Source organism: Phormidium tenue FACHB-1052 (genome assembly GCF_014696675.1).
Lineage (GTDB): Bacteria > Cyanobacteriota > Cyanobacteriia > Phormidesmidales > Phormidesmidaceae > Nodosilinea > Nodosilinea tenuis_A.
Genome location: NZ_JACJQN010000001.1, coordinates 1 through 22,054, shown reverse-complemented (window position 1 = coordinate 22,054; position 22,054 = coordinate 1). Strand labels below are relative to the sequence as shown.

Annotated in this window: 18 protein-coding genes; 13 read left to right on the top strand and 5 right to left on the bottom strand. The window is 55.3% G+C overall.

The genetic code is table 11. From position 1 onward, the window contains the following. The first annotated feature begins 157 nt into the window (after positions 1 to 157). From H6G07_RS00090 to H6G07_RS00070, 5 genes are read left to right on the top strand one after another with little or no spacing between them, the layout of a single operon-like run. Positions 158 to 2,779 carry a M1 family metallopeptidase gene (locus H6G07_RS00090; RefSeq protein WP_073606984.1) on the top strand — a complete coding sequence of 874 codons (2,622 nt, stop codon included), beginning with the start codon at positions 158 to 160 and terminating at the stop codon, positions 2,777 to 2,779. 9 nt (positions 2,780 to 2,788) lie between these two features. Next, the gene (locus tag H6G07_RS00085; protein WP_073606985.1) at positions 2,789 to 2,998 is read left to right on the top strand and encodes a type II toxin-antitoxin system HicA family toxin; all 210 of its coding nucleotides are present in this window, start codon (positions 2,789 to 2,791) and stop codon (positions 2,996 to 2,998) included. Continuing rightward, complete coding sequence (locus tag H6G07_RS00080) at positions 2,991 to 3,215, top strand: type II toxin-antitoxin system HicB family antitoxin (protein WP_073606986.1); 225 nt, start codon at positions 2,991 to 2,993, stop codon at positions 3,213 to 3,215. Before H6G07_RS00085 ends, H6G07_RS00080 begins: the two co-directional genes overlap by 8 nt. A gap of 43 nt (positions 3,216 to 3,258) precedes the next feature. After that, positions 3,259 to 3,960 (top strand): lecithin retinol acyltransferase family protein, encoded by a 702-nt coding sequence (locus tag H6G07_RS00075; RefSeq protein ID WP_073606987.1) that lies wholly within the window; start codon positions 3,259 to 3,261, stop codon positions 3,958 to 3,960. 35 nt (positions 3,961 to 3,995) lie between these two features. Continuing rightward, positions 3,996 to 4,538 (top strand): J domain-containing protein, encoded by a 543-nt coding sequence (locus H6G07_RS00070; RefSeq protein ID WP_073606988.1) that lies wholly within the window; start codon positions 3,996 to 3,998, stop codon positions 4,536 to 4,538. Between the two features lie 131 nt (positions 4,539 to 4,669). On the opposite strand, the gene H6G07_RS00065 is transcribed toward H6G07_RS00070, so the two are convergent. Further along, complete coding sequence (locus H6G07_RS00065; RefSeq protein WP_244901900.1) at positions 4,670 to 4,804, bottom strand: PDDEXK family nuclease; 135 nt, start codon at positions 4,802 to 4,804, stop codon at positions 4,670 to 4,672. A 584-nt stretch (positions 4,805 to 5,388) separates the two neighbouring features. Here H6G07_RS00065 and H6G07_RS00060 point away from each other — a divergent pair. Beyond that, positions 5,389 to 10,428 (top strand): PAS domain S-box protein, encoded by a 5,040-nt coding sequence (locus H6G07_RS00060; protein WP_073606989.1) that lies wholly within the window; start codon positions 5,389 to 5,391, stop codon positions 10,426 to 10,428. A gap of 128 nt (positions 10,429 to 10,556) precedes the next feature. Here H6G07_RS00060 and H6G07_RS00055 read toward each other — a convergent pair whose 3' ends face one another. Next, on the bottom strand, positions 10,557 to 11,120 hold the full coding sequence (locus H6G07_RS00055; protein WP_073606990.1) for a Uma2 family endonuclease: 564 nt from the start codon (positions 11,118 to 11,120) through the stop codon (positions 10,557 to 10,559). Between the two features lie 163 nt (positions 11,121 to 11,283). On the opposite strand from H6G07_RS00055, the gene H6G07_RS00050 reads away from it, so the two are divergent. Together H6G07_RS00050 and H6G07_RS00045 are read left to right on the top strand one after the other, a co-directional pair. Next, positions 11,284 to 12,822, top strand: coding sequence for a phosphomannomutase/phosphoglucomutase (locus H6G07_RS00050; RefSeq protein ID WP_073606991.1), 1,539 nt, complete (start codon positions 11,284 to 11,286; stop codon positions 12,820 to 12,822). Positions 12,823 to 12,825: 3 nt separating this feature from the next. Then, positions 12,826 to 13,869, top strand: coding sequence for an AI-2E family transporter (locus tag H6G07_RS00045; protein ID WP_073606992.1), 1,044 nt, complete (start codon positions 12,826 to 12,828; stop codon positions 13,867 to 13,869). Between the two features lie 52 nt (positions 13,870 to 13,921). Here H6G07_RS00045 and H6G07_RS00040 read toward each other — a convergent pair whose 3' ends face one another. Then, entirely contained in the window at positions 13,922 to 14,239 is a 318-nt protein-coding gene (locus H6G07_RS00040; RefSeq protein WP_073606993.1) for an ArsR/SmtB family transcription factor, read from the bottom strand. An 86-nt stretch (positions 14,240 to 14,325) separates the two neighbouring features. Between H6G07_RS00040 and trxA the strand changes: the two genes are divergently transcribed. The 3 genes from trxA to H6G07_RS00025 all read left to right on the top strand — a co-directional run bounded on the left by trxA (position 14,326) and on the right by H6G07_RS00025 (position 16,841). Beyond that, on the top strand, positions 14,326 to 14,652 hold the full coding sequence (trxA, locus tag H6G07_RS00035) for a thioredoxin (RefSeq protein ID WP_073606994.1): 327 nt from the start codon (positions 14,326 to 14,328) through the stop codon (positions 14,650 to 14,652). Positions 14,653 to 15,015: 363 nt separating this feature from the next. Further along, a complete protein-coding gene (locus H6G07_RS00030; RefSeq protein WP_073608852.1) occupies positions 15,016 to 16,110 on the top strand; it encodes an alkene reductase in 1,095 nt (364 codons plus the stop codon). A gap of 167 nt (positions 16,111 to 16,277) precedes the next feature. After that, positions 16,278 to 16,841 (top strand): bactofilin family protein, encoded by a 564-nt coding sequence (locus H6G07_RS00025; protein WP_084173220.1) that lies wholly within the window; start codon positions 16,278 to 16,280, stop codon positions 16,839 to 16,841. A 12-nt stretch (positions 16,842 to 16,853) separates the two neighbouring features. On the opposite strand, the gene uppS is transcribed toward H6G07_RS00025, so the two are convergent. Then, positions 16,854 to 17,627 (bottom strand): undecaprenyl pyrophosphate synthase, encoded by a 774-nt coding sequence (uppS, locus tag H6G07_RS00020; RefSeq protein WP_073608854.1) that lies wholly within the window; start codon positions 17,625 to 17,627, stop codon positions 16,854 to 16,856. Positions 17,628 to 17,767: 140 nt separating this feature from the next. Beyond that, positions 17,768 to 18,739: a hypothetical protein gene (locus H6G07_RS00015; RefSeq protein ID WP_073608855.1), complete on the bottom strand. Its 972-nt coding sequence runs from the start codon at positions 18,737 to 18,739 to the stop codon at positions 17,768 to 17,770. 196 nt (positions 18,740 to 18,935) lie between these two features. Between H6G07_RS00015 and H6G07_RS00010 the strand changes: the two genes are divergently transcribed. Together H6G07_RS00010 and H6G07_RS00005 are read left to right on the top strand one after the other, a co-directional pair. Continuing rightward, on the top strand, positions 18,936 to 21,386 hold the full coding sequence (locus tag H6G07_RS00010) for a helix-turn-helix domain-containing protein (protein ID WP_073608856.1): 2,451 nt from the start codon (positions 18,936 to 18,938) through the stop codon (positions 21,384 to 21,386). A 156-nt stretch (positions 21,387 to 21,542) separates the two neighbouring features. Then, positions 21,543 to 22,054 (top strand): photosynthetic reaction center family protein (locus H6G07_RS00005; protein ID WP_479684952.1); only part of this gene is annotated, 512 nt, incomplete at its 3' end.

Sequence of the window (22,054 nt, the reverse complement as noted above, 5' to 3'; positions counted from 1 at the left end):
GCTTAAGCAATGTCAATCTGACTACGTTTTAGACGTTTCAGAGTAGGATGGCTTTATGCCAGTCAGGGTTAGACTGTTTGGCCCAAGGTGTGTGCAGCTCGGTAGCACGGTGCCTTGGCCCTGAAGCTTGAACGTCACCAAAAGGTTTATTGCGCCCATGTCTACCGCCCGCCGCACGTTTCAGATCGAAAGCTTGCAGACCGACAACAACGGCCACAAGTCGTTTGAAATGCCGGGGGCTAAACCCCACTACAACCCCGATCGCCCTGGCCAGGTCGAGCACATTGCCCTAGACCTCAGCCTCGATCTGGAGCGGAAGATCTGCGAAGGCATCTGCAAAATTCGCATTAACCCCGTGCGCGACGGCGTTGAAAGTCTGACGCTGGATGCGGTGAACCAGCAGATTGAGTCGGTGAAGGTGGGCACCGCCAAGCAAGACTTTGACTACGACGGCGAGCAACTGGTGGTGCGGCTGAAGAAGCCCACGATCGCAGGCCAGAGCTTTACAGTGGCGATCGCCTATCGCCTGGTGCAACCCGAGCGCGGCATCTACTTCATTGGCCCCGACAAGCACTACCCCGACAAACCCGTGCAGGTGTGGACCCAGGGCGAAGACGAAGACTCGCGCTTCTGGTTTCCCTGCTTCGACTATCCCGGTATGCTCTCGACCTCAGAGATTAAAGTGCGGGTGCCCGCTGCCTACCAGGTCGTCTCTAACGGCGAACTGGTAAACACGACCGAAGATGACGACCACAAGATCTATCACTGGCACCAGCAGCAGGTACACCCCACCTACCTGATGGCCCTAGCGGTGGGCGAGTTCGACGTCATTCAAGACCAGTGGCAAGACATCCCCGTCACCTACTACGTCGAGAAAGGCCGCAAAGACCAGGGCCAGCTCACCATGGGCAAAACGCCCCGCATGGTGGAATTCCTCAGCGAAAAGTACGGCTACCGCTACGCCTTCCCCAAGTATGCCCAGGTGTGCGCCGCCGACTTCATCTTTGGCGGCATGGAAAATACATCGGTGACCATTCTCACCGATCGCTGCCTGCTGGATGAACGCGCTGCGATCGACAATCGCGGTTCTGAATCCCTGGTCGTCCACGAGCTAGCTCACCAGTGGTTTGGGGATTTGCTGGTGATCAACCACTGGAGCCACGCCTGGGTAAAAGAGGGCATGGCCACCTACTCTGAAGTGATGTGGACCGAGCAGGAGTACGGCGCAGATGAGGCCGCCTACTACCGCCTGGGCGAAGCCCGCAGCTACCTCAACGAAGATAAAAGCCGCTACCGTCGCCCCATGGTCACCCATGTGTATCGGGAGGCGATCGAGCTGTATGACCGCCACATCTACGAAAAAGGGGCCTGCGTCTACCACATGATTCGCGCCGAGCTGGGCGACACCCTGTTCTGGAAGGCGATTCACACCTTTGTGCAAGACAACGCCCACAGCACCGTGGAAACCATTGACCTGCTGCGAGCGATCGACAAAGCCACCGGGCGCAACCTGCGGCCCCTGTTTGACCAGTACGTGCTGCGCGGCGGCCACCCCGATTACAAAGTCGCCTACAGCTGGGATGGCGACAGCAACCTGGCCAAGGTCACCGTCACCCAAACCCAGGCCAAAGACGGCGACACCAGTAGCACTAGTGGCTTGTTCGATCTAAAAATCCCGATCGGCTTCGGGTTTGTGGGCAAGGGGAAATCTGGCAAGGTCGAGGTCAAACCCTTCACCGTGCGCATCCACGAGCGGGAGCAGGCGCTGTTCTTTCCCCTCGACAAAAAGCCCGACTTTATTAGCTTTGATATCGACAACCACTACCTCAAAACCGTCGAGCTAGAGTATCCAGTGGCGGAACTCAAGGCGCAGCTCAAGCACGACCCCGACTCCCTCTCACGGATTGAGGCGGCGATCGCCCTGGCCAAAAAAGGCAGTCTCGAAGCCGTCACCGCCCTCACGGAAGCCCTCACCGACGAACCCTTCTGGGGCGTGCGGGCCGAAGTGGCCGAGCAACTGGCCTCGGTGAAGCTTGATCAAGCCGTCGAGGGATTGCTCAAAGGACTCGACGACCCCGAAGCCCGCGTGCGCCGCGCCGTGGTGGAAGCCCTGGGCGACATCAAGACTGCTGAGAGCTATAAAGCGTTGAAGGCGATCGCCGAAAAAGGCGACCCCAGCTACTACGTCGAAGCTGCTGCCATTCGCTCCCTCGGCAAGGTGGGCGCGGCTGACCTGGAGGGCAAAGCCAAAGACAAGAAAACTCTCAAGCTGCTAGAGAGCATTCTCAAAGAGCGACAGGGGTGGAATGAGACGGTCAGGTCGGGGGCGATCGCGGCCCTCAGCCAGTTCAAATCCTCCGAAGAGGCGCTGGATCTGCTGCTCAAGTACACCGAACCCGGCACTCCCCAAGCCCTGCGACTGGCGGCCATTCGCTCCCTGGGGGTGATCTCTAAAGGCCAGAGCAAATCCAACGTAGAGCGCATCTTGGATCGACTGGAGACCATTGCCAGCGAACCGTTCTTCCTCACCCAGGTATCGGCGGTGTCGGGCCTGAGCGGCATCGAAACTGGGCGGGCGATGGGCATTTTGCAAAGCCTGGCCGATCATACCCCCGATGGTCGGGTGCGCCGCCGCGCTCAGGAAGCGGTGCAGGATGTTCAGAAAGCGATCGGCAAAGACAAAGCGGTAGAAAAACTGCGCCAAGAGCTGGATGACTTAAAGAAATCGAATCAGGATTTGAAGAGTCGGCTGGAGACGTTGGAGGCAAAGGCGAAGTAGCAAGACATCATGCCTCAAAAAATCCGGGAGTTAAAGCGGAAGTTACGTCAGGCCGGGTTTCAAGAAGTTCCTGGCAAGGGTAGCCATACCAACTGGACACATCCTCTCTATCCTGGCAAAATCACTGTTTCTGGTAAAGATAGTGCAGATGCTAAGCCCTATCAAGAAAAGGAAGTTAATAACGCAATTCAAACAATAAGGAGTCAAGAGCATGACTAACCCTCTCAAATATCAAATGGTTATTCAATGGTCTGAAGAAGATCAAAGCTTCCTGGTAGGTTTTCCCGATTTTCCAGGCCAGAAATGGCGAACCCACGGAGACACCTATGCCGAAGCGGCCACCAATGGATATGAAGCGTTAGAATCGCTTGTAATTGCCTATGAAGCTACAGACGAACCGCTACCAGAACCTAATATTATCTACATCGCCGCCTAAATCAACGTAGATCAGAAAACTACTAGCGTGGCAATTGGATCTTATGCACCTTAAAGTCGGGGACATTTTATCAGTTCCACTTTTTGCTCATACCCGTCATTTCTTTGTCTATGTTGGCAATGGAGAAACGGTCGGTTGGGGGCCTTGGGATGGAATGTCGTGGATGGGCGGCAAGGGACACGTTGAAAGAAAAATTCTTTCTAAAGTTGAAACAGAGTACAAGTGGTTAGGGAGTAATGGAGAAATTCAAGATATTACTCTAGAAAAACGTACTGGAGCAAGTGAGCAATCTATACTAGAGCGAATTAATCAGATGACCACAGGAATCGATTACCATTTAGGCCACCGCAACTGTGAGCATTTTGCAAATTATGTGACTAGACAAACACCAAACTCTGAGCAAAGTGTTTGGCACTTGTTTACAGACAAAGATCCATTTACTAGTCAGCCTATGATTCACGATCTTAATCAACTGCGTGATGCTTTGCTAAGATGCCAGTTTTGCGGCCCTGCAAGATTGTCAAGGAAGGACTTTGAAAATGCTATTTTTGTTAGCCAATTAAGAGACGGTTACTACACCTATCATCTAAGTCACTCTTTGGGAGGACAACACTTGTATGTAACATCTATTTCCAAATTAGAGGATTTTGAGTCAAGCTACAACTCGGTTGTTTTGGCGCATTTTGGTGCTCTCGTTGGAAGAGGTGAGATTTTAGGCATTGTTCGCCAATTGCGTGGATGTTGATGCAACATTTTCGTGTTTAAAAAAGTAATTGAAATATGGACAATCAAAATATTCATAAACACTTAGCAGTTCTTGAACTTAAGCCAGGTGCTTCCTTGGACGAAATTAGAACCTCTTACAAGGAACTAGTTCAGATTTGGCATCCAGATCGATTTCATGGCAATTCTAATTTACAGAAACGCGCTCATCAAAGGTTGCAGAAGATTAATGAGTCATACGAAATTCTCAAGGAATATTGTGAAGGCAACGGATATCAAACCCCTGTAGATGATTCACAGGATTGCAAGCAGGAAGCTGAAAGTCAAAGATCCACGTCTAATATCACAAAGAAAGTTATAAGTATTCTGAATCAAGTGCCAGGAATGACTCAAGCCCATAGGCGGGATTTTAACCGTGCAGTATCACAGTTTCAGCTTTGTGATGGCTCAGTGGTAAAAACTTGGAAAAATCCTGTAGGTGTAGATCATGTATTTATTGCAGATGAAAAAGGAAATATGGTTTTTGGGGGTTTTGTCGGCTGGATTCATTCAGATGTTTTTCACCAGGCTATTACCCAAGTTCAGAAAGACTTCACTTAACTAATCCTCAAGGGCGTAAGTATTCCAGCGGTTAGCTCACGGATAGCCTATTCATATTGCAGTACTTCAATCTGAATGGTGGTGTTAATAGTGCCACCCAGCACTAGCGAAAAATCTCAGTCATTGGGGTGCTAAAACCTGGCAATATACGGAGAGTTTAGGGCGTCACCCTCCAATAGCGTCCTGACCAACTGAACCTGAGCCTCGGCGCGACGATAAATTTTCAGGGTTTTGAGGTGCCAGCTAACAATCCAATACTCCTGCACCCCGTAGCGGGAATAGAGTTTGAGCTTAACTTCTCTATCTCGCTGCTCGTTCAGATCACCGAGGAAAGCACCTCTACCATAGCTCTAGAGCCACAATGAGGTGTCCCCATCGTCCATACCATCAGCCTCAGGTGCTAAAAAGCTGAAGAAATTGGCAGAAGTCAAGGGCTGCTTCTATGGTGAAGGGGACAACAGTAGGAGCATTTATAGGCGTTACTCACCTATTCCTGAGACCCAATGAGTATAATTTTTAAGACCCCGCGCTTCAGGGTTCTATGGGAGGGGTACTAGGGAAGCGGTCACAGTGATAATGTCTGAGCAGGTTCTTCCTTGGAATCGCTGTATTTGATAACTTTTTTCATATTTGATTCATATTTAGAATATTTTTTCTACCCAAAATATTTCAAACTCTGTAGCTTCGCTTCACGTTACTTTGCAGGTTAGGTTTCTACATGCCCACTCACCGAACACTTCTTGTCATTGCTGACTCAGAGGAAGGGGACCAAGGCTACAGGCAGCAATTACAGCAGGATAGGAGTGTTGAGTACAGCATCTTGTCGGAGCCGTATCAGCCCTCCGCGTGGATGCTGTCGGCATCGCAGGCGGTGGATGGCATTCTGCTGGGCCTTCACCGTCCACAATCCAGTAGCGTCACGGTGCTGCGGCTCTTGCAGGAGCAAATGGGCGATCGCTGCCCCCCCATCGTCGTGGTTGACCGCGATGATGCGGAGCTAGCCGTGCGGGCATTCAAACAGGGGGCCGCAGACTACTTGGTGCAAGACCGCATGACGCCCGAGGACTTGCGCCTGGCCATGCGAGACGCGATCGAAAACGCTGAGCTACGCCGGGAACTACAGCGCAGCCAGGAGCAGTTTCAAACATCGGTTGAAAATATGCTGGACTGCTTTGGCATCTTCTCGGCCCAGCGAGACGAGTCGGGGCAGATTGTAGACTTTCGCATCGACTATCTCAACCAAGCCGCCTGTGAAAACAACCGGATGACCAAAGAAATGCAGCTTGGTCGAGGGTTATGCGAGATGCTGCCCGCCCATCGCGAGTCGGGGTTGTTTGAGGAATATTGCCAGGTCGTTGAGACGGCTGAACCGTTGATTAAAGACTCCCTCGTTTACGAGGATAGTTATGGCGATGACGATAAACAGCAGCTAATTCGAGCGTTTGATATTCGCGCCGCCAAACTGAAGGATGGCTTTGTTGCCTCCTGGCGAGATGTGACGGAGCACAGGCAGCTAGAGTTGCAATTGAACCAGACTGTGGCCAATTTGCAGCGACAAGAGACAGCGGTTCAACAGCTCAACCAAGATTTGACCAACCGGGTTGCTGAACTCCAAAGCCTGTTAGACATCATGCCGGTGGGAATTGCGATCGCCACCGACCCTACCTGTGCCCAAATGCACAACAATGCCTACCTGCGGCAGCTGCTCGGCGTTAGCCCTGACAGCAATGTTTCCAAGAGCGCTCCTGCCGATCAGCAACCTGCCTATCGGGTGCTTCAAAACGGTCAGGAAATTCCTGTGGCTGATTTGCCGATGCAGATGGCTGCCCGGCTGGGGGTAGAGGTGCGAGACGCAGAGTTTGACATTCTGCTGCCAAATGGCAAGGTACATCAGCTACTTTCCTATGCCACACCCCTGCGAGATGAGCAGAACCAAATTAGAGGGGTTGTTGGAGCCTTTTTAGACATCACAGAGCGCAGTCAGGATGCCGCTGAACTCAAAGCCAGCCAGCAGCGCTACCGAGAGCTAGCGGAAGCCATGCCGCAGATGGTTTGGACCGCCGATGCTGCTGGAATTGTCACCTATCGAAATCAGCGCTGGTACGAATACACCGGAATGAGTGAAGCCGAGTCGATCGGCATTCCGAAAGCCAATGCCGTTCACCCCAGCGATCGCGATCGCACTTTAGCGCAGTGGCAAGAGGCGATCGCCCATGGAGAACCATTTGAGACTGAATGCCGCTTTCGCCGTTGGGACGGGGAGTATCAGTGGTTTATCTGCAGGGCCATTCCGACCCGTGACGGTCAAAACCAAATCACCAGCTGGATTGGCACCATTACAAACATTGATGACATCAAGCGCAGCAAGGCCTTGTTGCAGCGACAGCTGGCAGAAATCGAAGCGATTTATCAGTCTGCCCCGATTGGCCTGAATGTTCTAGATACAGACCTCCGCTTTGTGCGGATCAATCAACAGCTAGCAGACATCAACGGACTACCAGTTGACGCCCATATTGGGCATACGGTGCGGGACCTGTTCCCCGAACTGGGAGATACGATCGAGCAACTGCTACAGCCGATTCTGAAAACGGGAGAACCGCTGCTCAATGTCAAAATTCAGGGTGAAACGCCAGCGCAACCTGGCGTACAGCGCACCTGGCTAGAACATTTTCTGCCCTTAAAGGTGAGCGGCGAGGTGGTTGGCATCAGCACCGTTTGTGAAGAGATTACGGAACGAATTGAGGCAGAAGCAGTGCTGCGTCAGAGTGAAGAACGCTTTCGTCATATGGCAGACAATGCGCCAGTGATGATTTGGGTGACAGACTCCACGGGCTACTGTACCTATCTCAACCGGGGTTGGTACGACTTCACTGGACAAACGGAGCAGACCGGTTTGGGGCTGGGTTGGCTCGATGCCGTGCACCCCGACGACGGCGAATCCGCCAAACACATCTTCTTACAGGCAACCGAACGTCACGCCGCCTTCCGGTTGGAGTATCGCTTGCGGCGCAACGATGGGGAATATTGCTGGGCGATCGACGCAGCCAGTCCCTGGTTTGGTGAGGACGGGGAGTTTAAGGGCTACATCGGCTCTGTGATCGACATTAGCGATCGCGTGCGCATCGAAGAAGAGCGCAAACAAGCCGAGGAAGCATTGCGGCTCTCGGAGGAGCGCTACCGCGCCCTGTTTGAGAATATGAATCAAGGCTTTTGCATAGCTGAAGTGCTGTTTGACGCAGACAATCAGCCCATCGATTACCGCTTGTTAGAAATCAACTCAGCTTTTGAAAAGCACTCAGGGTTGAAAGATGCCCAGGGCACAACAGGCCGCGAGCTGAACCCAGAACTGGAACAGTACTGGCTCGACCTCTATGGCAGGGTTGCCCTGACGGGGGAACCTGCCCGTTACGCAAACTATTCGGAAGCGTTGGGTCGGTGGTTTGATGTGTCAACCTTCCGCATCGGGCAACCCGAAAGCCGAAAAATTGCCATTTTGTTTGAGGATGTCAGTCAGCGGAAACAGACAGAAGCCGCTTTACAAGCCAGTGAAGAGCGTTACCGATCGCTGATCGAAGCCACCGCTCAAATCATCTGGAATGAGCTAGGCGATCGGGGCGAGTTTAAGACCCCGCAACCCGCTTGGAGCGCCTTCACCGGGCAAACTTTCGACGAATTGAAAGGCTGGGGCTGGCTCGACGCCGTGCATCCCGACGATCGCGCAGCCACCACTCAAGCCTGGTCAATTGCCTTAGAGAACCGTAGCCTTTATGAATTTGAGCATCGCTTGCGCCGACATGACGGCGTGTATCGTCACATGACTGTGCGAGCCGTGCCCGTGTTTGAGAAAAATGGCGCGATTCGAGAATGGGTCGGTGTGCATAGCGATATGACCGAGCGCAAGCAGGCCGAAGCCGCTCTGCGCCAGAGTGAAGACCGCCTCCGCATGGCGATCGAGTCTGCCCAGCTGGGCACCTGGGACTGGAATCTGATCACCAACCAACTCACCTGGGATGCGGGTTGCAAAGCGATGTTTGGGTTGCCGCCAGAAGCAGAGAGCAGCGTAGAGATCTTTTTTGAGGGACTGCATCCTGCTGATCGTGAACGCTTAGAACAGGTCGTGCAGTGGTCCTTTAACCCGGCCAGCAGCGGCAGCTATGACGCAGAATATCGAACCATCGGCATTCAAGATGGGATTGAACGCTGGATTGCTGCCAAAGGGCAAACCTATTTTGATGCGGTTGGGAAGCCGCTGCGGTTTATTGGCACGGTGATGGATATCACCGCTCGCAAACAGGCGGAGGAAGCACGACGCGAGAGTGAAACTCGATTCCGCACCCTCACCAGTCACGCCCCGGTTGGCATTTTTATGACCGATCCAGACGGCAACTGCCTCTATGTCAACGAGCGCTGGTGTGAGATGGCAGGCATGTCACTCGAGGCCGCTCAAGGCACAGGATGGGTGTCTGCGCTCCACCCCGACGATCGAGAGCGGGTTGCAGACGTATGGTATCAAGCGGCTCAAAATGCCCAGGTGTTTGCGGCTGAATACCGCTTTCAAACGCCGCAAGGCAAAGTAACTTGGATTCAAGGCACTGCGACCGCCCTACAGCGCGAAACGGGTGAAGTTGCGGGCTACCTGGGTATGTTGACCGATATTACGGATCGCAAGCGAGCCGAGGCCGCACGCGAACAGCTCTTTCAGCAAGAGCAAGCCGCGCGGGAAGCGGCTGAACGCGCCAACCGCATCAAAGATGAGTTTCTGGCCGTGCTTTCCCACGAGTTGCGATCGCCGCTGAATCCCATCCTGGGTTGGGCAAAGCTGTTGCAAATGCGGAAGCTTGATGACGCTAAAACGGCTGAAGCGCTGGCGACGATCGAACGCAATGCCAAATTGCAGACCGAGTTGATTGACGACCTGCTGGATATTGCCAAAATCCTGCGCGGCAAACTCAGCTTAAATGTCGATTCTGTCAATTTATCGTTTGTCATTAAATCGGCGATCGAAACAGTTAGCTCAAACGCTGCCGCTAAATCAATTTCGCTACATTCAATGTTGCCCAATATTGGGCAAGTGTCTGGTGATGCTGCGCGCTTACAGCAAATTGTCTGGAACCTATTGTCCAACGCTATCAAATTTACTCCCCAGGGCGGCCAGGTTGACATCTATATGGAAAGGGTTGGCCATCAAGCAGAAATTACTGTAAAAGACACCGGCAAAGGGATCAACCCAGAGTTTCTTCCCCATATTTTTGAGACCTTCCGGCAAGAGGACGCCTCGATTACGCGCCAATACGGCGGGTTAGGTCTAGGTTTAGCCATTGTTCGTCAGTTGGTTGAAGCTCACAATGGCACAATCACAGCCGAAAGCCCCGGTGACGGGTTTGGAGCTACCTTTACCGTTAGATTGCCCCTCCTGAATGTTACCCCGGCAATTCAACCGGCAGATGGGGTGCCACAGCAGGAACTCAATCTTGCCGGAATTCGAGTGCTGGCCGTCGATGATGAACTTGATGCCCGTGAGCTATTGACGGTATTACTGACTGAATATGGAGCAGAAGTTCTGGCGGTTGCCTCCGCATCAGAAGTGCTAGCCAGTTTGGAGTCGTTTCAACCAGATGTGTTGGTCAGCGATATTGCGATGCCTGATGTGGATGGCTATGCTCTGATCCAGCAGGTACGAGCCCTACCGGCTACAAAAGGGGGACAGATTCCAGCGATCTGCCTCACTGCCTATGCCAGAGAGGAAGATTGCCAGCGATCGATCAAGAGTGGTTTTGCGAACCATGTCACCAAGCCATTGGAGCCAGAACGTTTGGTTCGAGCTTTGATGACCGTCACAGGCACTAAGCTAAACCATGCTGTCGCTCAAAATCATTCAATAGACTCCTAACCCATACAATTCCTGTTCAAGGTCCTGCTTCCAGCTGGGCAGAGGAATTAAGAGCGTAGCTTGCTTCCCGCAGGGTGGGCTAGCTCCCTTGCGAGAATTTGCTTTCGACCTACTGAGGCTGTGCTGACTTAGCGAAAGAACTCAGCCATGGGAGTACTGAAGCCTGGCAGTAGCGGAGACGATAGCGTGTCGTCAACCAAGAGCGTACCGACCAACTGGAGCTGGGCTTCAGCGCGACGATAGATTTCCAGGGTTTTGAGTTGCCAGTTGACGATCCAATATTCCTGCACCCCGTAGCGGGAATAGAGTTTGAGCTTAACTTCGCGATCGCGCTGCTCGTTGAGGTCGCCGGGGGAAAGCACCTCCACCATCAGCTCTGGGGCCACAATGAGATGCCCCGCATCGTCTACCCCATCGGCTAAACGTGTTTGGCTAATCCACACCACATCAGGAATCACAGCATCTGTAGGGGTAAAAACGACCCCCGGAGCCTGAAATGCAGAGCCCAACCCCGTCTGCTCAGACCAGTTTTCTAAACGTACATGCAGCTTTCCGGCTGTACCCTGGTGGCGAATGTGGGGGGCACGGGTCACGTAGAGCTCTCCGTCAATAATTTCGTAGCGCTTCCAGCCGCCGTCGTCGGGCATGGCGGCCAGATCGCGGGTAGTCCAGGGTTGGGAGTAGGCGACCATAGCAGTTACCGATGGGCTTGTTTTAAGTTTAGTGGCTTCCTTAAGGGAAGCTGCTTGAATGGGTTGGAACTTAGCGATCAGGTGCAAAAAAGCTGAAGAAATCGGCGGAAACCGGGGGCTGCTTCTATGGTGAAGGGGACGACAGCAGGAGCGATCGCCCCCCATGCCCCCATCCACCACATCCATCAACTGGGCCGCGTTGCAAAACGGCTCCGACATTCGCGGCGTTGCCCTAGAGGGGGTGGCGGGTCAAGCTGTGAACCTCACCCCTGACGTGGCCACCATTCTGGGCAAAGCTTTTGCCACCTGGCTTGCTTCAGAGTTAGGCCTGCCAGCGGCAGAATTGGCGATCGCTGTCGGTCGCGACAGCCGCCTCTCTGGCCCCACCCTAATGCAGGCCGTGATCGACGGCATGGCCTCCCTGGGCTGTCGGGTGATGGATGTGGGCATGGCCTCGACCCCGGCTATGTTTATGGCCACCGTGCTGCCCGAGTTTAGCTGCCACGGCGCGATTATGATGACCGCCAGCCATCTGCCCTTCAACCGCAACGGCCTCAAGTTTTTCACTCGCCAGGGTGGTCTCGGCAAAGGGGATATTTCGCGCATTTTAGAATTGGCTGAGCGGGGCAATTTCTCTACAGCGACAGCCCCCGGATTAGTAGAGAGCCGCGACTTGATTGGTGCCTACGCGGCGGGCTTAGTGCAGAAAATCCGCCAGTCGGTGAACCATCCCGACAACTTTGACCGACCGCTGCACGGGCTCAAAATTATTGTCGATGCGGGCAACGGGGCGGGCGGCTTTTTCGCCAGCCAGGTGCTCGAACCCCTGGGAGCAGACACCACCGGCAGCCAATTCCTCGACCCCGATGGCACCTTCCCTAACCACGTGCCCAACCCTGAAGATGCAGCGGCGATCGCCTCGATCTGCCAAGCCGTAGTCGCCCAGGGGGCCGACTTTGGCCTAATTTTCGATACTGATGTCGATCGCGGCGCAGCGGTAGACGCCGACGGGCGCGAACTCAACCGCAACCGTTTAATTGCGCTGATCTCTGCGATCGTGCTGCAAGAGCACCCCGGCACCACCATCGTCACCGACTCCACCACCTCCGATGGGCTCACCCGGTTTATTGAAGGCGACCTGGGGGGCATTCACCATCGCTTTAAGCGGGGCTATAAGAATGTGATCAACGAGGCGATTCGGCTCAACGAGAGCGGTCAGCCTAGCTGGCTTGCGATCGAGGCCTCGGGGCACGGGGCCATGAAAGAAAACTACTTCTTAGACGATGGCGCTTACCTGGTCAGCAAACTGCTGGTCGAACTGGCCAAAGCCCGCCTCACCGGCAAACGCCTCACCGACCTAATTGCCACGCTGCAAGACCCCCACGACAGCCAGGAGTATCGGCTCACAATTCTGGCTGCCAATGCCCAGAGCCGTGGTGCTGAAGTCATGAATCAGCTCAAAGACTTTGTTGCCACCCAGACCGATTGGGCGGTGGTGCCCAACACCTACGAAGGAGTGCGTGTTGCCTGCCAGTCGCCCGACGAAGACGGCTGGTTTATGATGCGGATGTCGCTCCACGACCCGGTGCTGCCGCTGAATATTGAGTCGAATGTGCCCGATGGAGTGGCTAAAATAGCGCAGCGCCTGCAGGCGTTTTTCACTTCCCTAGCCGAGCTAGATATTTCGGCTTTAGAACGGTAAACCATGGTCTCTTTGTCTCAACTGCCTCGATGGGCGATCGCAGGCCTAGCCTTCCCCTTAATTTGTCTCAACGGCTGGCTGCTATACAAACTAGGAGGGGTGTTGCACCCCATTCCCAGCATCGTTATCACCGCCAGCCTGATCGCCTTTCTGCTCGACTACCCCATTGACTGGCTAGAACAGCGAGGGTTAGCCAGAGGGTTGGCGGTGGCTCTAGTGGTGCTGTTGGCTGGTTTAGTTACCACTGTCTTGGTTGTCTTTTTAGGACCGCAGGTGTGGCAGCAGCTCAACGACTTTGCCCTACGGCTGCCCGGCTGGATCGATCAGGCCAAAACCCAGCTGCTGCTGTTAGAAGACCGGGCCATCTTTCAAAGCCTGCCCGTCAACCTCGATCAGCTCACCGTGCAGGCGGCCAATCAGCTCACCACCACACTGCAAGCAACCACCACGCAAGCTATTAGCGTTACCCTCAGCACCCTCGACAGCGCCCTAAATCTGCTGATCACCGCCGTTCTGGCCATTCTGCTGGTGATCAATGGCGATGCGCTTTGGGAAGGTTTGCTCAGCTGGTTTCCGGCCTCTTGGCAAGCGCAAATTCGTAACTCTCTACGGCCCAGCTTTCAGGGCTATTTTTCAGGGCAGGCCACCCTAGCGCTAATTTTGGCCGTGGCCCAGTCAACAGCCCTCATTTTGCTAAACGTGCCCTTTGGTCTGCTGTTTGGTCTAGTGATTGGCTTGGTCAGCGTTATTCCCTTTGGCGGCACGGTGGCGGTCGTGGGCATCAGCACGCTGCTAGCTTTCCAAAATGTATGGCTGGCTTTAAAAGTCTTGGGTGTAGCGTTTTTGCTGGGGCAAATCAACGACAATTTGGTGGCTCCGCGCCTGATGGGCGGCATTACCGGCCTCAACCCAGCGGTGATTATTTTGGCGCTGCTGATCGGGTCAAAGTTTGCTGGATTTCTGGGGCTGCTGCTAGCCGTACCGACAGCTAGCTTTATCAAAAAAATTGTCGATGCGTTTCGAGAACCCAGAATAGAGACCGTTTAGGGCCGCATCCCCAAACCCAAGCCGCTTCTAGATGCAGGAGTGGCTGGGTGAACTAGCGCTCAACCTGGGTTTGAGCCGCTTTTAGAATGCTGTCGAGCAGGCCAGGAAACGCTGCTTCTAGATCGTCGCGGCGCAGAGAATTCATGTGCTGAGTGCCCTGTTTCCGGCAGTGCAGCACCCCAGCCTCACGCAAAATTTTGAAGTGGTGAGAGAGGGTTGACTTGGCCACTCCCAAATCCAAATCGGAGCAAGACAGCTCATCGTTGCTGGCTAGGCGTTGCACAATTTCGAGCCGCACGGGGTCGCCGAGGGCATACAAAACCCCTTCAAGGGCGATGTCTTGGCAGTTGGGATGATGAATGGGTCGCATAGTTGCATTATGCCACGGGAGACGCTATAGTTTGATTGTTCGAATTTTTCGAATAACTGAAATTCGCCAGTCGGCGGAGGTGTCCAATGTCCGCAGTTGTCAGCATTACCCAAGATACGTTTCAAACCGAAGTGCTAAAGAGTGACGTGCCAGTGCTCGTCGATTTTTGGGCACCGTGGTGTGGCCCCTGTCGCCTGGTGGCGGGCGTGGTCGATGAGGTTGCCCAGCAGTACGAAGGGCAGCTCAAGGTGGTCAAAGTCAACACCGATGAGCAGCCGGGCATTGCCTCCCACTACGGCATTCGCAGCATTCCCACGCTCATGGTGTTTATGGGCGGCGAAAAAATGGAGCAGGTGGTTGGGGCCGTGTCTAAGACGGCCCTCTCCAAGGCCGTCGAGCCATTTCTGAGCTAGGACTGATTGGCCTCAGTTCGATCCTGTGTAGGGGCGTAGGTGCAATCAATCCCAAGGCTTTATGGTTGTTTGCCCTTGCCCCATTCCTATCGCTATTCAAATCTTCCCCAGCTTCGATTCCCGGCGTTGCTGAATTGAGGAATGAATTTGCAAAAGCAACAGTTGCTGCATCGGCCCCCCAACCCCCCAATTTTGGGGGACTTTGAAGTCGTCTGGTTCCCCCCAGAATTGGGGGGCTAGGGGGGCAAATCATACTGCTGATCAGCAACGCCCGATTCCCTTAGGGGCAAATACCCTTTGCCCTTATCCAGTCTTTGCCAGTATTCAAAATACCCTGCTCCAGCAGTACAAAAGGAGATCTCCATGTCTACTGAGAAGAATCTGTTTACACCGATTAAGCTTGGCGCTTACGACCTGCCCAACCGCATTGTGATGGCTCCCCTCACCCGCAATCGCGCTGGGGAGGGCAACGTGCCCCAGGCGGTGAATGTGACCTATTACGAACAGCGAGCCTCCGCTGGTCTGATCATCACCGAGGCCAGTCAGGTCTCGCCCCAGGGGCAGGGGTATCCTGCCACTCCCGGCATCCACAGCGCTGAACAGGTGGCCGGGTGGCAAAAGATTACTGAGGCCGTCCATGCCAAGGGCGGGCGGATCTTTTTGCAGTTGTGGCACGTCGGTCGCATTTCGCACCCGTCGCTACAGCCCGATGGAGCAACGCCCGTAGCTCCTAGCGCCGTTCAGCCCAAGGGCGACGCTATGACTTACGAGGGTATGCAGCGCTTTGTCACACCAAGAGCCCTAGAGCTAGAGGAAATTCCTAGCATTGTTGATCAGTATCGCCAGGCTGCCAAGTACGCGCTAGAAGCGGGTTTTGATGGCGTAGAGGTGCACGGGGCCAACGGCTATCTGCTCGACCAGTTTTTGCGCGATGGCACCAATCACCGCACCGATGCCTACGGCGGCCCGGTCGAAAACCGCGCCCGCCTGCTGCTAGAAGTGACCGAGGCTGTGGTGGAAGTGTTTGGAGGCGATCGCGTCGGTGTGCGCCTATCCCCCAGCAGCACCTTCAACGACATGACCGACTCTGACCCCAGAGCCACCTTTGGCTACGCCATCCAGGCGCTCAATCAGTTCAACCTGGCCTATCTGCACCTGCTCGAACCCAGTGAGGCCGACCTGCGCTACGGCGGCACTCCCATTCCTACCAAAGAGTTTCGGCCTCTATACAATGGCCTGCTGATGGTGAACTGGGACTATGACCAGGCGGCAGGTAATGCGGCGATCGCCAGCGGCGATGCCGACCTGGTTTCCTACGGCAAGCTGTTTATCGCTAACCCCGACTTGCCCGAGCGCTTTGCAAAGAATGCGCCGCTGAACGAGCCCAACCCCGACACCTTCTACGGCGGTGGGGAAGAAGGGTACATTGATTATCCCGCCCTTGCAGAGGTGGCCTAGGGCGTCAGCGCAACCCGCGCTGACCGACAGTTTTCTCTAAGCGATTCCCCCTCAGGTGAGCCAGATTTTTAGCCAGATCTGGCTCACTTTTTTGTTCAGCAACAAACGGCTCCACGTCTGCGTCTTTCCGTGTAGTTTGCAAGTCACTACAACCAGGAAGCGCAATGATGAAAGCCGCAAAGATTCTTTTGGCGGGTGTAATTGGGCTGTCTAGCGCGATCGCCCTCCCCCTCCCCAGCCAGGCGGATGAGTTTACCTGTCGGGGCAATCTGGGCAACACCACCGTCGATAACCTGCGGGTGCCCGCCGATGCCACCTGCACTCTCAACGGCACCCGCGTCGAGGGCAACATCACGGTGGAATCGGGGGCTGTGCTGATTGCTCGCAGCGTTCGCGTTGAGGGCAACATTCAGGCCGAAAATGCCGAGCAGGTGACGGTGACCACCCGTTCTGTGGTTGATGGCGACATTCAGATTAAACAGTCGGGTGGCGTGATGGTAGCTGACACCCGCATTGGTGGCGATCTGCAACTTGAGGAGAATATGCGATCGCTGCTCAGCCAAAGCAACACCATCGGCGGCAATTTGCAGGCCTTTCAGAACGAGGGCGGCCTGCGCGTTTCTAGCAATCGCATCAACGGCAACTTGCAGTGCAAAGAAAATCGCCCCACCCCCAGCGGCAACGGCAACATGGTGCGGGGCAACAAAGAAGACCAGTGCGCCCGGTTCTAAAGGATGCCTGTTTTAGGATCCCTGGGCGATGGGGGTTGTCGCCAATCCCCCGAAGCGGCGCTGGCGGCTTTGGTACCACTGCAAGGCTTGATGAAAGGCTGCGCGATCGAACTCAGGCCACAGCAGATCGGTAAAGTACAGCTCGGTGTAGGCCAACTGCCAGGGCAAAAAGTTGCTCAGCCGCTGTTCGCCGCTGGTGCGAATCAGCAAGTCGGGGTCAGCCATAGGATAGGTCAGCAGGGCGCGGGATAGAGCCTCCTCATCCACCTGCTCTAGGGATAGGGCACCGCAGGCGACCTGCTGGGCAATGTGGCGCGTGGCCATCACCAGCTCTTGCCGCCCGCCGTAGTTCACCGCCACGTTGAACTGCACTTGCTGGTTCTGGCGGGTTAATGCCATCGCTTCTGCTATCAGCGATCGCAGCCGCTCCGGTAGCGGCGACAGGTCACCCAAAAACTGAATTCGCACGCCCTCGCGCTGCATTTCGGCAAGTTCGCGGCGCAACAGCCGATCAAACAACCGCATTAAAAAGTTCACTTCCTCCATCGGTCGCCGCCAGTTCTCGGTCGAAAAGGCGTAGACCGTCAGCGCTCCAATACCCCAGTCTTTGCAGCAGCGCAGCAGATCTTTCACCGTTTTGGCCCCTTGGCGGTGGCCCGCAATGCGAGGCATGCCCCGCTGGGTAGCCCAGCGACCATTACCATCCATGATCACCGCCACATGGTTCGGCAGAGCTTCGGTATAGAGGTCTGCTGGTAGAGTCGCAAAATCAATTACCTGGGCCATCTCAAATACTCCTTACAAATAAGCTGGACGGTATAAGTTCAAACAATCAACAGTTCTTGGCAGAGAGAATTTTCATTTGCCCTTGACATTTGCTTTTGCCTGAGTTGGGCATTGCGATTTTTCCCACCCGTCAGCTCTCTCTAACCATGGCTAGGACGTTTGCCAAATAACTCTTCTAAGTAGGGCTGAGTTAGCGATCGCTCCCACCGCCATAGCACCCGCATCACCTGGTCAAAGGTATAGAGAAAGGTGAGCCGGTGGCTGAGGCTCCACTGCTCCCAGGCGAGTTCAGCCGTCATGCGCCGCAGGGTGTGAATGAGGCTGCCCTGAAGCTGCGGCTGCCGCCACTTTTTCACCATCGCGTGGGTTAGCGTGCCTGCCATCATGCCTAGACCGCTGTTGGGATAGGCCCAGCGACCAAAACCCCAGAACTTGGTCATGTGGTTGATCTCATCGATGACTAGCTCCCCCAGCGCTGCCTGGAGGGGGCCGGTGGTGTAGGCCATCATCCACAGGTAGAGGCATGCGGCTCCGTACTCGGTGGCGATGCGGTGCAGTCCGTGGCGGTAGAGATCGGCGCGGGGGTTGCCGCTGGGGGTGTAGGGCCTGGCGCTGTGCGGGACAGAATGGGGGTGTTTTCCAGAGAGACGATGGTAGAGCATGGTCAAGACAGGGGTGTGACGCTTCTCTTCTCGCTCCCAAAGCCCCGGACTGATCATGTGTCCGGTAGCATCCACAGTGCCGCCCACAAACTTGGCCATTTGAGGATAGAAATGCTCCAGGTATTGGCGGCTGGCCTGGGTGTAGCCGCGTATAGGGGCTTCGGTGTTAATGGTGCCCAGCAGAATGGCGCAGAAGGTGTCGAGGCTAATGCCGCTAATCTGATCGGAGGAAACATCGGCCCAATTCACTGGATGCCATCGGCGCGGCTGGGGATCTTGAAACTGGTGCGGTAGGTCGGTGAGGCGATCGCGCAGATGTTTCACCGTCACATATCGCCGGGTCAATGCCGCAATTCGCTGGTGCGCTAGCCTGGGACTGAGGGAGGTTGACCAGGGGCCAGCCAAATCGTCCTTAAATACCGTTGCAGGGGAGAAAAGGGTAGTAGTCATATTTGATACGCCTGGATTAAGTTAGGGTTGAGTAAGTTCACCGTAGCTCTAGGAATTTCGGTCGTCGGTCGGTTAGGGTCGGCGATTCTGCTGGCGCTCAATAGTCCAGGGGCGGAAAAAGGCGGAAACCGTCCACCGAGGATGAAAGAACTCTAAATCTCGGCTAGAGTTGTGGCCGTGGAGGATACCGGCAGCTATGGCTTCAGATGCGGTAGAACTGGCAGATCGACTTGTCTTCACCGTTACCGGACGGCATCTGAACGATTTGCAGCGCACCATTTTGCACCAGGTGTGGCACGGCCAAAAGTATCTCGATATTGCCAACACCGCCGGATACACCGAGGGCCATATAAAAGATGTGGCCTACCAAATGTGGCGGCTGTTGTCACGGGTGACCGGCGAGAAAGTCACCAAATCTACTCTCAAATCGGCGCTGAAGCGATCGCTGCTCAAGATGGGCATTGATGTGTCGGGGGCCAGCGCTGCCCTTGGGTTTACGGATGCCACGGTTCAGCGCGAGGCTTTACCTGTCGAGGAGCCTGTTTTTACTCAGGTCAATCCTAGCTTTGTGGGACGGCAAGAGGCGATCGCCCACCTCACTGCCCTGATTGCCCAAGGCGATCGCACCATTCTCATCCAGGGCGAAGGCGGCCTCGGCAAAACCACCCTGGCCCAGCATTTTTTGGCGCAGCAGTCGGCGGATCTCACGCTAGAACTGCTGATGGCCAAAGACCCCGCTGACATTACTCCAGTCGAGTGGGTGGTTGAAGAATGGCTGCGCCAGGATTTTGGCGTCGAGCCGGGGCGTGAGTTTGGCGTCACCCTCGATCGCCTGCGTCGCCACCTGCGTCAGCAACGCGTCGCCATATTAATAGACAACCTCGAACCCGCCCTAGATGCCCAGGGGCAGTTCATCGCTGCTCACCGCCGCTATGGAGAATTGCTGAGGGTGCTGGCAGATCCTCGCGGGCAAACGCTGACGTTGATGACGAGTCGCGATCGCCTCTGCGAACCCGGCATTCCTATCACCCACTACCGTCTTCCTGGCTTAGAACTCGCTGCCTGGGCCACCTACTTCGCCCACCGAGGCATCCCTGACCATAGGGATGTGTTGGCCGCCATGCACAGCGCCTACGGCGGCAACGCCAAGGCGATGGAAATTCTCGCTGGGGCTGTCCAGGCCGATTTTGAAGGTAGCCTGGCGCTCTACTGGCAGGCCCACAGCCAAGATCTGCTCGGCCCGGTAGATCTCAAAAACCTGGTCGAAAGCCAGATTCACCGTCTGCGTGACCTTGACCCCGATGCCTATCGACTGTTTTGCCGCCTGGGCGTCTACCGCTACCAAGATGTGCCGACTATTCCCTGGGAATCGGTGCAGTGCCTGATGGCCGACATTCCCGCGCCGCGTCACCAGGCGATCGTCACCTCCTTACGCAATCGATCGCTGCTAGAGTGCCGCCAGGGCCGCTACTGGCTGCATCCCGTGGTGCGAGCCGGAGCCTTAGCCCAGCTCGCCGCCAATTCAAAAGAGTCTACCGAGTGGGAATCGGCCCACCGCGCTGCTGCCTCCTGCTGGAGCGATCGCATCCAGCGCATCTGCACCCTCGACGATGCCACTCAGGCGTTTGAAGCCTACTATCACTACGTGGCAATTGGCGACTACGGCGCGGCGGCGCGGGTCATTCTCCACAGCCGCGACAACCAGTGGCAGCAGTTTTTGCCCCTGGGTAGCACCCTCTACCGCATGGGCCTGGTACAGCCGGTCACCGATGCGATCACCGCCATCATTGACCACATTCCCACCAAGAATGCCGATGCTAGCGAGCTGTCGAACATCCTAGGCGATCTGTATTGGATTCAGGGGCGTTTGGAGAGGGCGATCGCCTGTCAGCAGAATGCGATCGCGATCGCCCAAACCTGCCTGCACACCGAAACTCCCGACGCCAACACCCACCGCTGGTACTACCTCACCATGCTGGTGGTCGATTCTCAACTCAGCCTTGGCCTCTATCACTTAGATCTGTGGAATCTTGAGGCTGCCGCCACCTGGTTTAGCCAGGTGATCGCCACCGCGACCGGCACTCGCCACCAGCCCTGGGCCGACAAAGCCACCACCTGTCTCGCATTGGTGCGGTCATACCAGGGTGATCAGGAAACTGCTCAAACCTTAGCTGATTCCATCATTGAGCATGTGCGGGGCCGAGGCCAAAGCGGTCGCCACGCCTTCTTTGTGCAGCTTTTAGGCCATACCTATCTCAACCTAGGCGATCTCGATCGAGCAGAATTGCTGTTTAACGCTGCCATTCAGGCGGCAGAGGCAGGCCACTATCTGCAAATTAAGGCCAATGCGCTGATTGGCTTGGGTCGGTTGCAGCATCGACGGGGTGATGTGGCCGGGGCTGTGGAGGATTGTCGGGGGGCGATCGCCCTGCTTGACGAAGTCGGTGCCCACGGTGATCTGGCTACGGCTCACCTCCAGTACGCCCTTACCCTGGTCTGCCAGCCCGCGTACGTTAATGAAGCCCATGCCCACTTTTGTAACGCTCTGAAACTGTTTGAAGGCATCCCTGCTCCCCACCAGGTCAACAGGGCTAAACACCTGTGGATAGAGGGTTTGGGCCATGCCGAAAGCCTTGGGCCAGATTAAATACGCCATCCGATGGGTAATTTCCGGCTCCTTTTAGGGGGGAATCTACCCTGGGTTGTTTACAATCCGCAATATTTCGGTTAATGTAATGACATACATACCCCGCTTGTCCTTCGCGGACGGGCACAAAGTAAACCTAACTGCACTTATTTCATCATGACCACGACTTTACAAAGACAACAGTCTGCCTCTCTGTGGGAGCAGTTTTGCCAGTGGGTGACCAGCACCGAGAACCGCCTGTATGTGGGCTGGTTCGGCGTACTGATGATCCCCACGCTGCTCGCTGCCACTGCTTGCTTCGTCATCGCGTTCATCGCCGCCCCTCCCGTTGACATCGACGGCATCCGTGAGCCTGTTGCGGGCTCCCTGATGTACGGCAACAACATCATCTCCGGTGCGGTTGTGCCCTCATCTAACGCCATTGGTCTGCACTTCTACCCCATCTGGGAAGCCGCTTCCCTCGATGAGTGGCTGTACAACGGTGGCCCTTACCAGTTGGTAATTTTCCACTTCCTCATTGGCGTCTTCTGCTACATGGGTCGTGAGTGGGAACTCTCCTACCGCCTGGGTATGCGCCCCTGGATCTGCGTCGCTTACAGCGCTCCTGTAGCTGCTGCAACCGCCGTGTTCTTGATCTACCCTCTGGGTCAAGGCTCCTTCTCCGACGG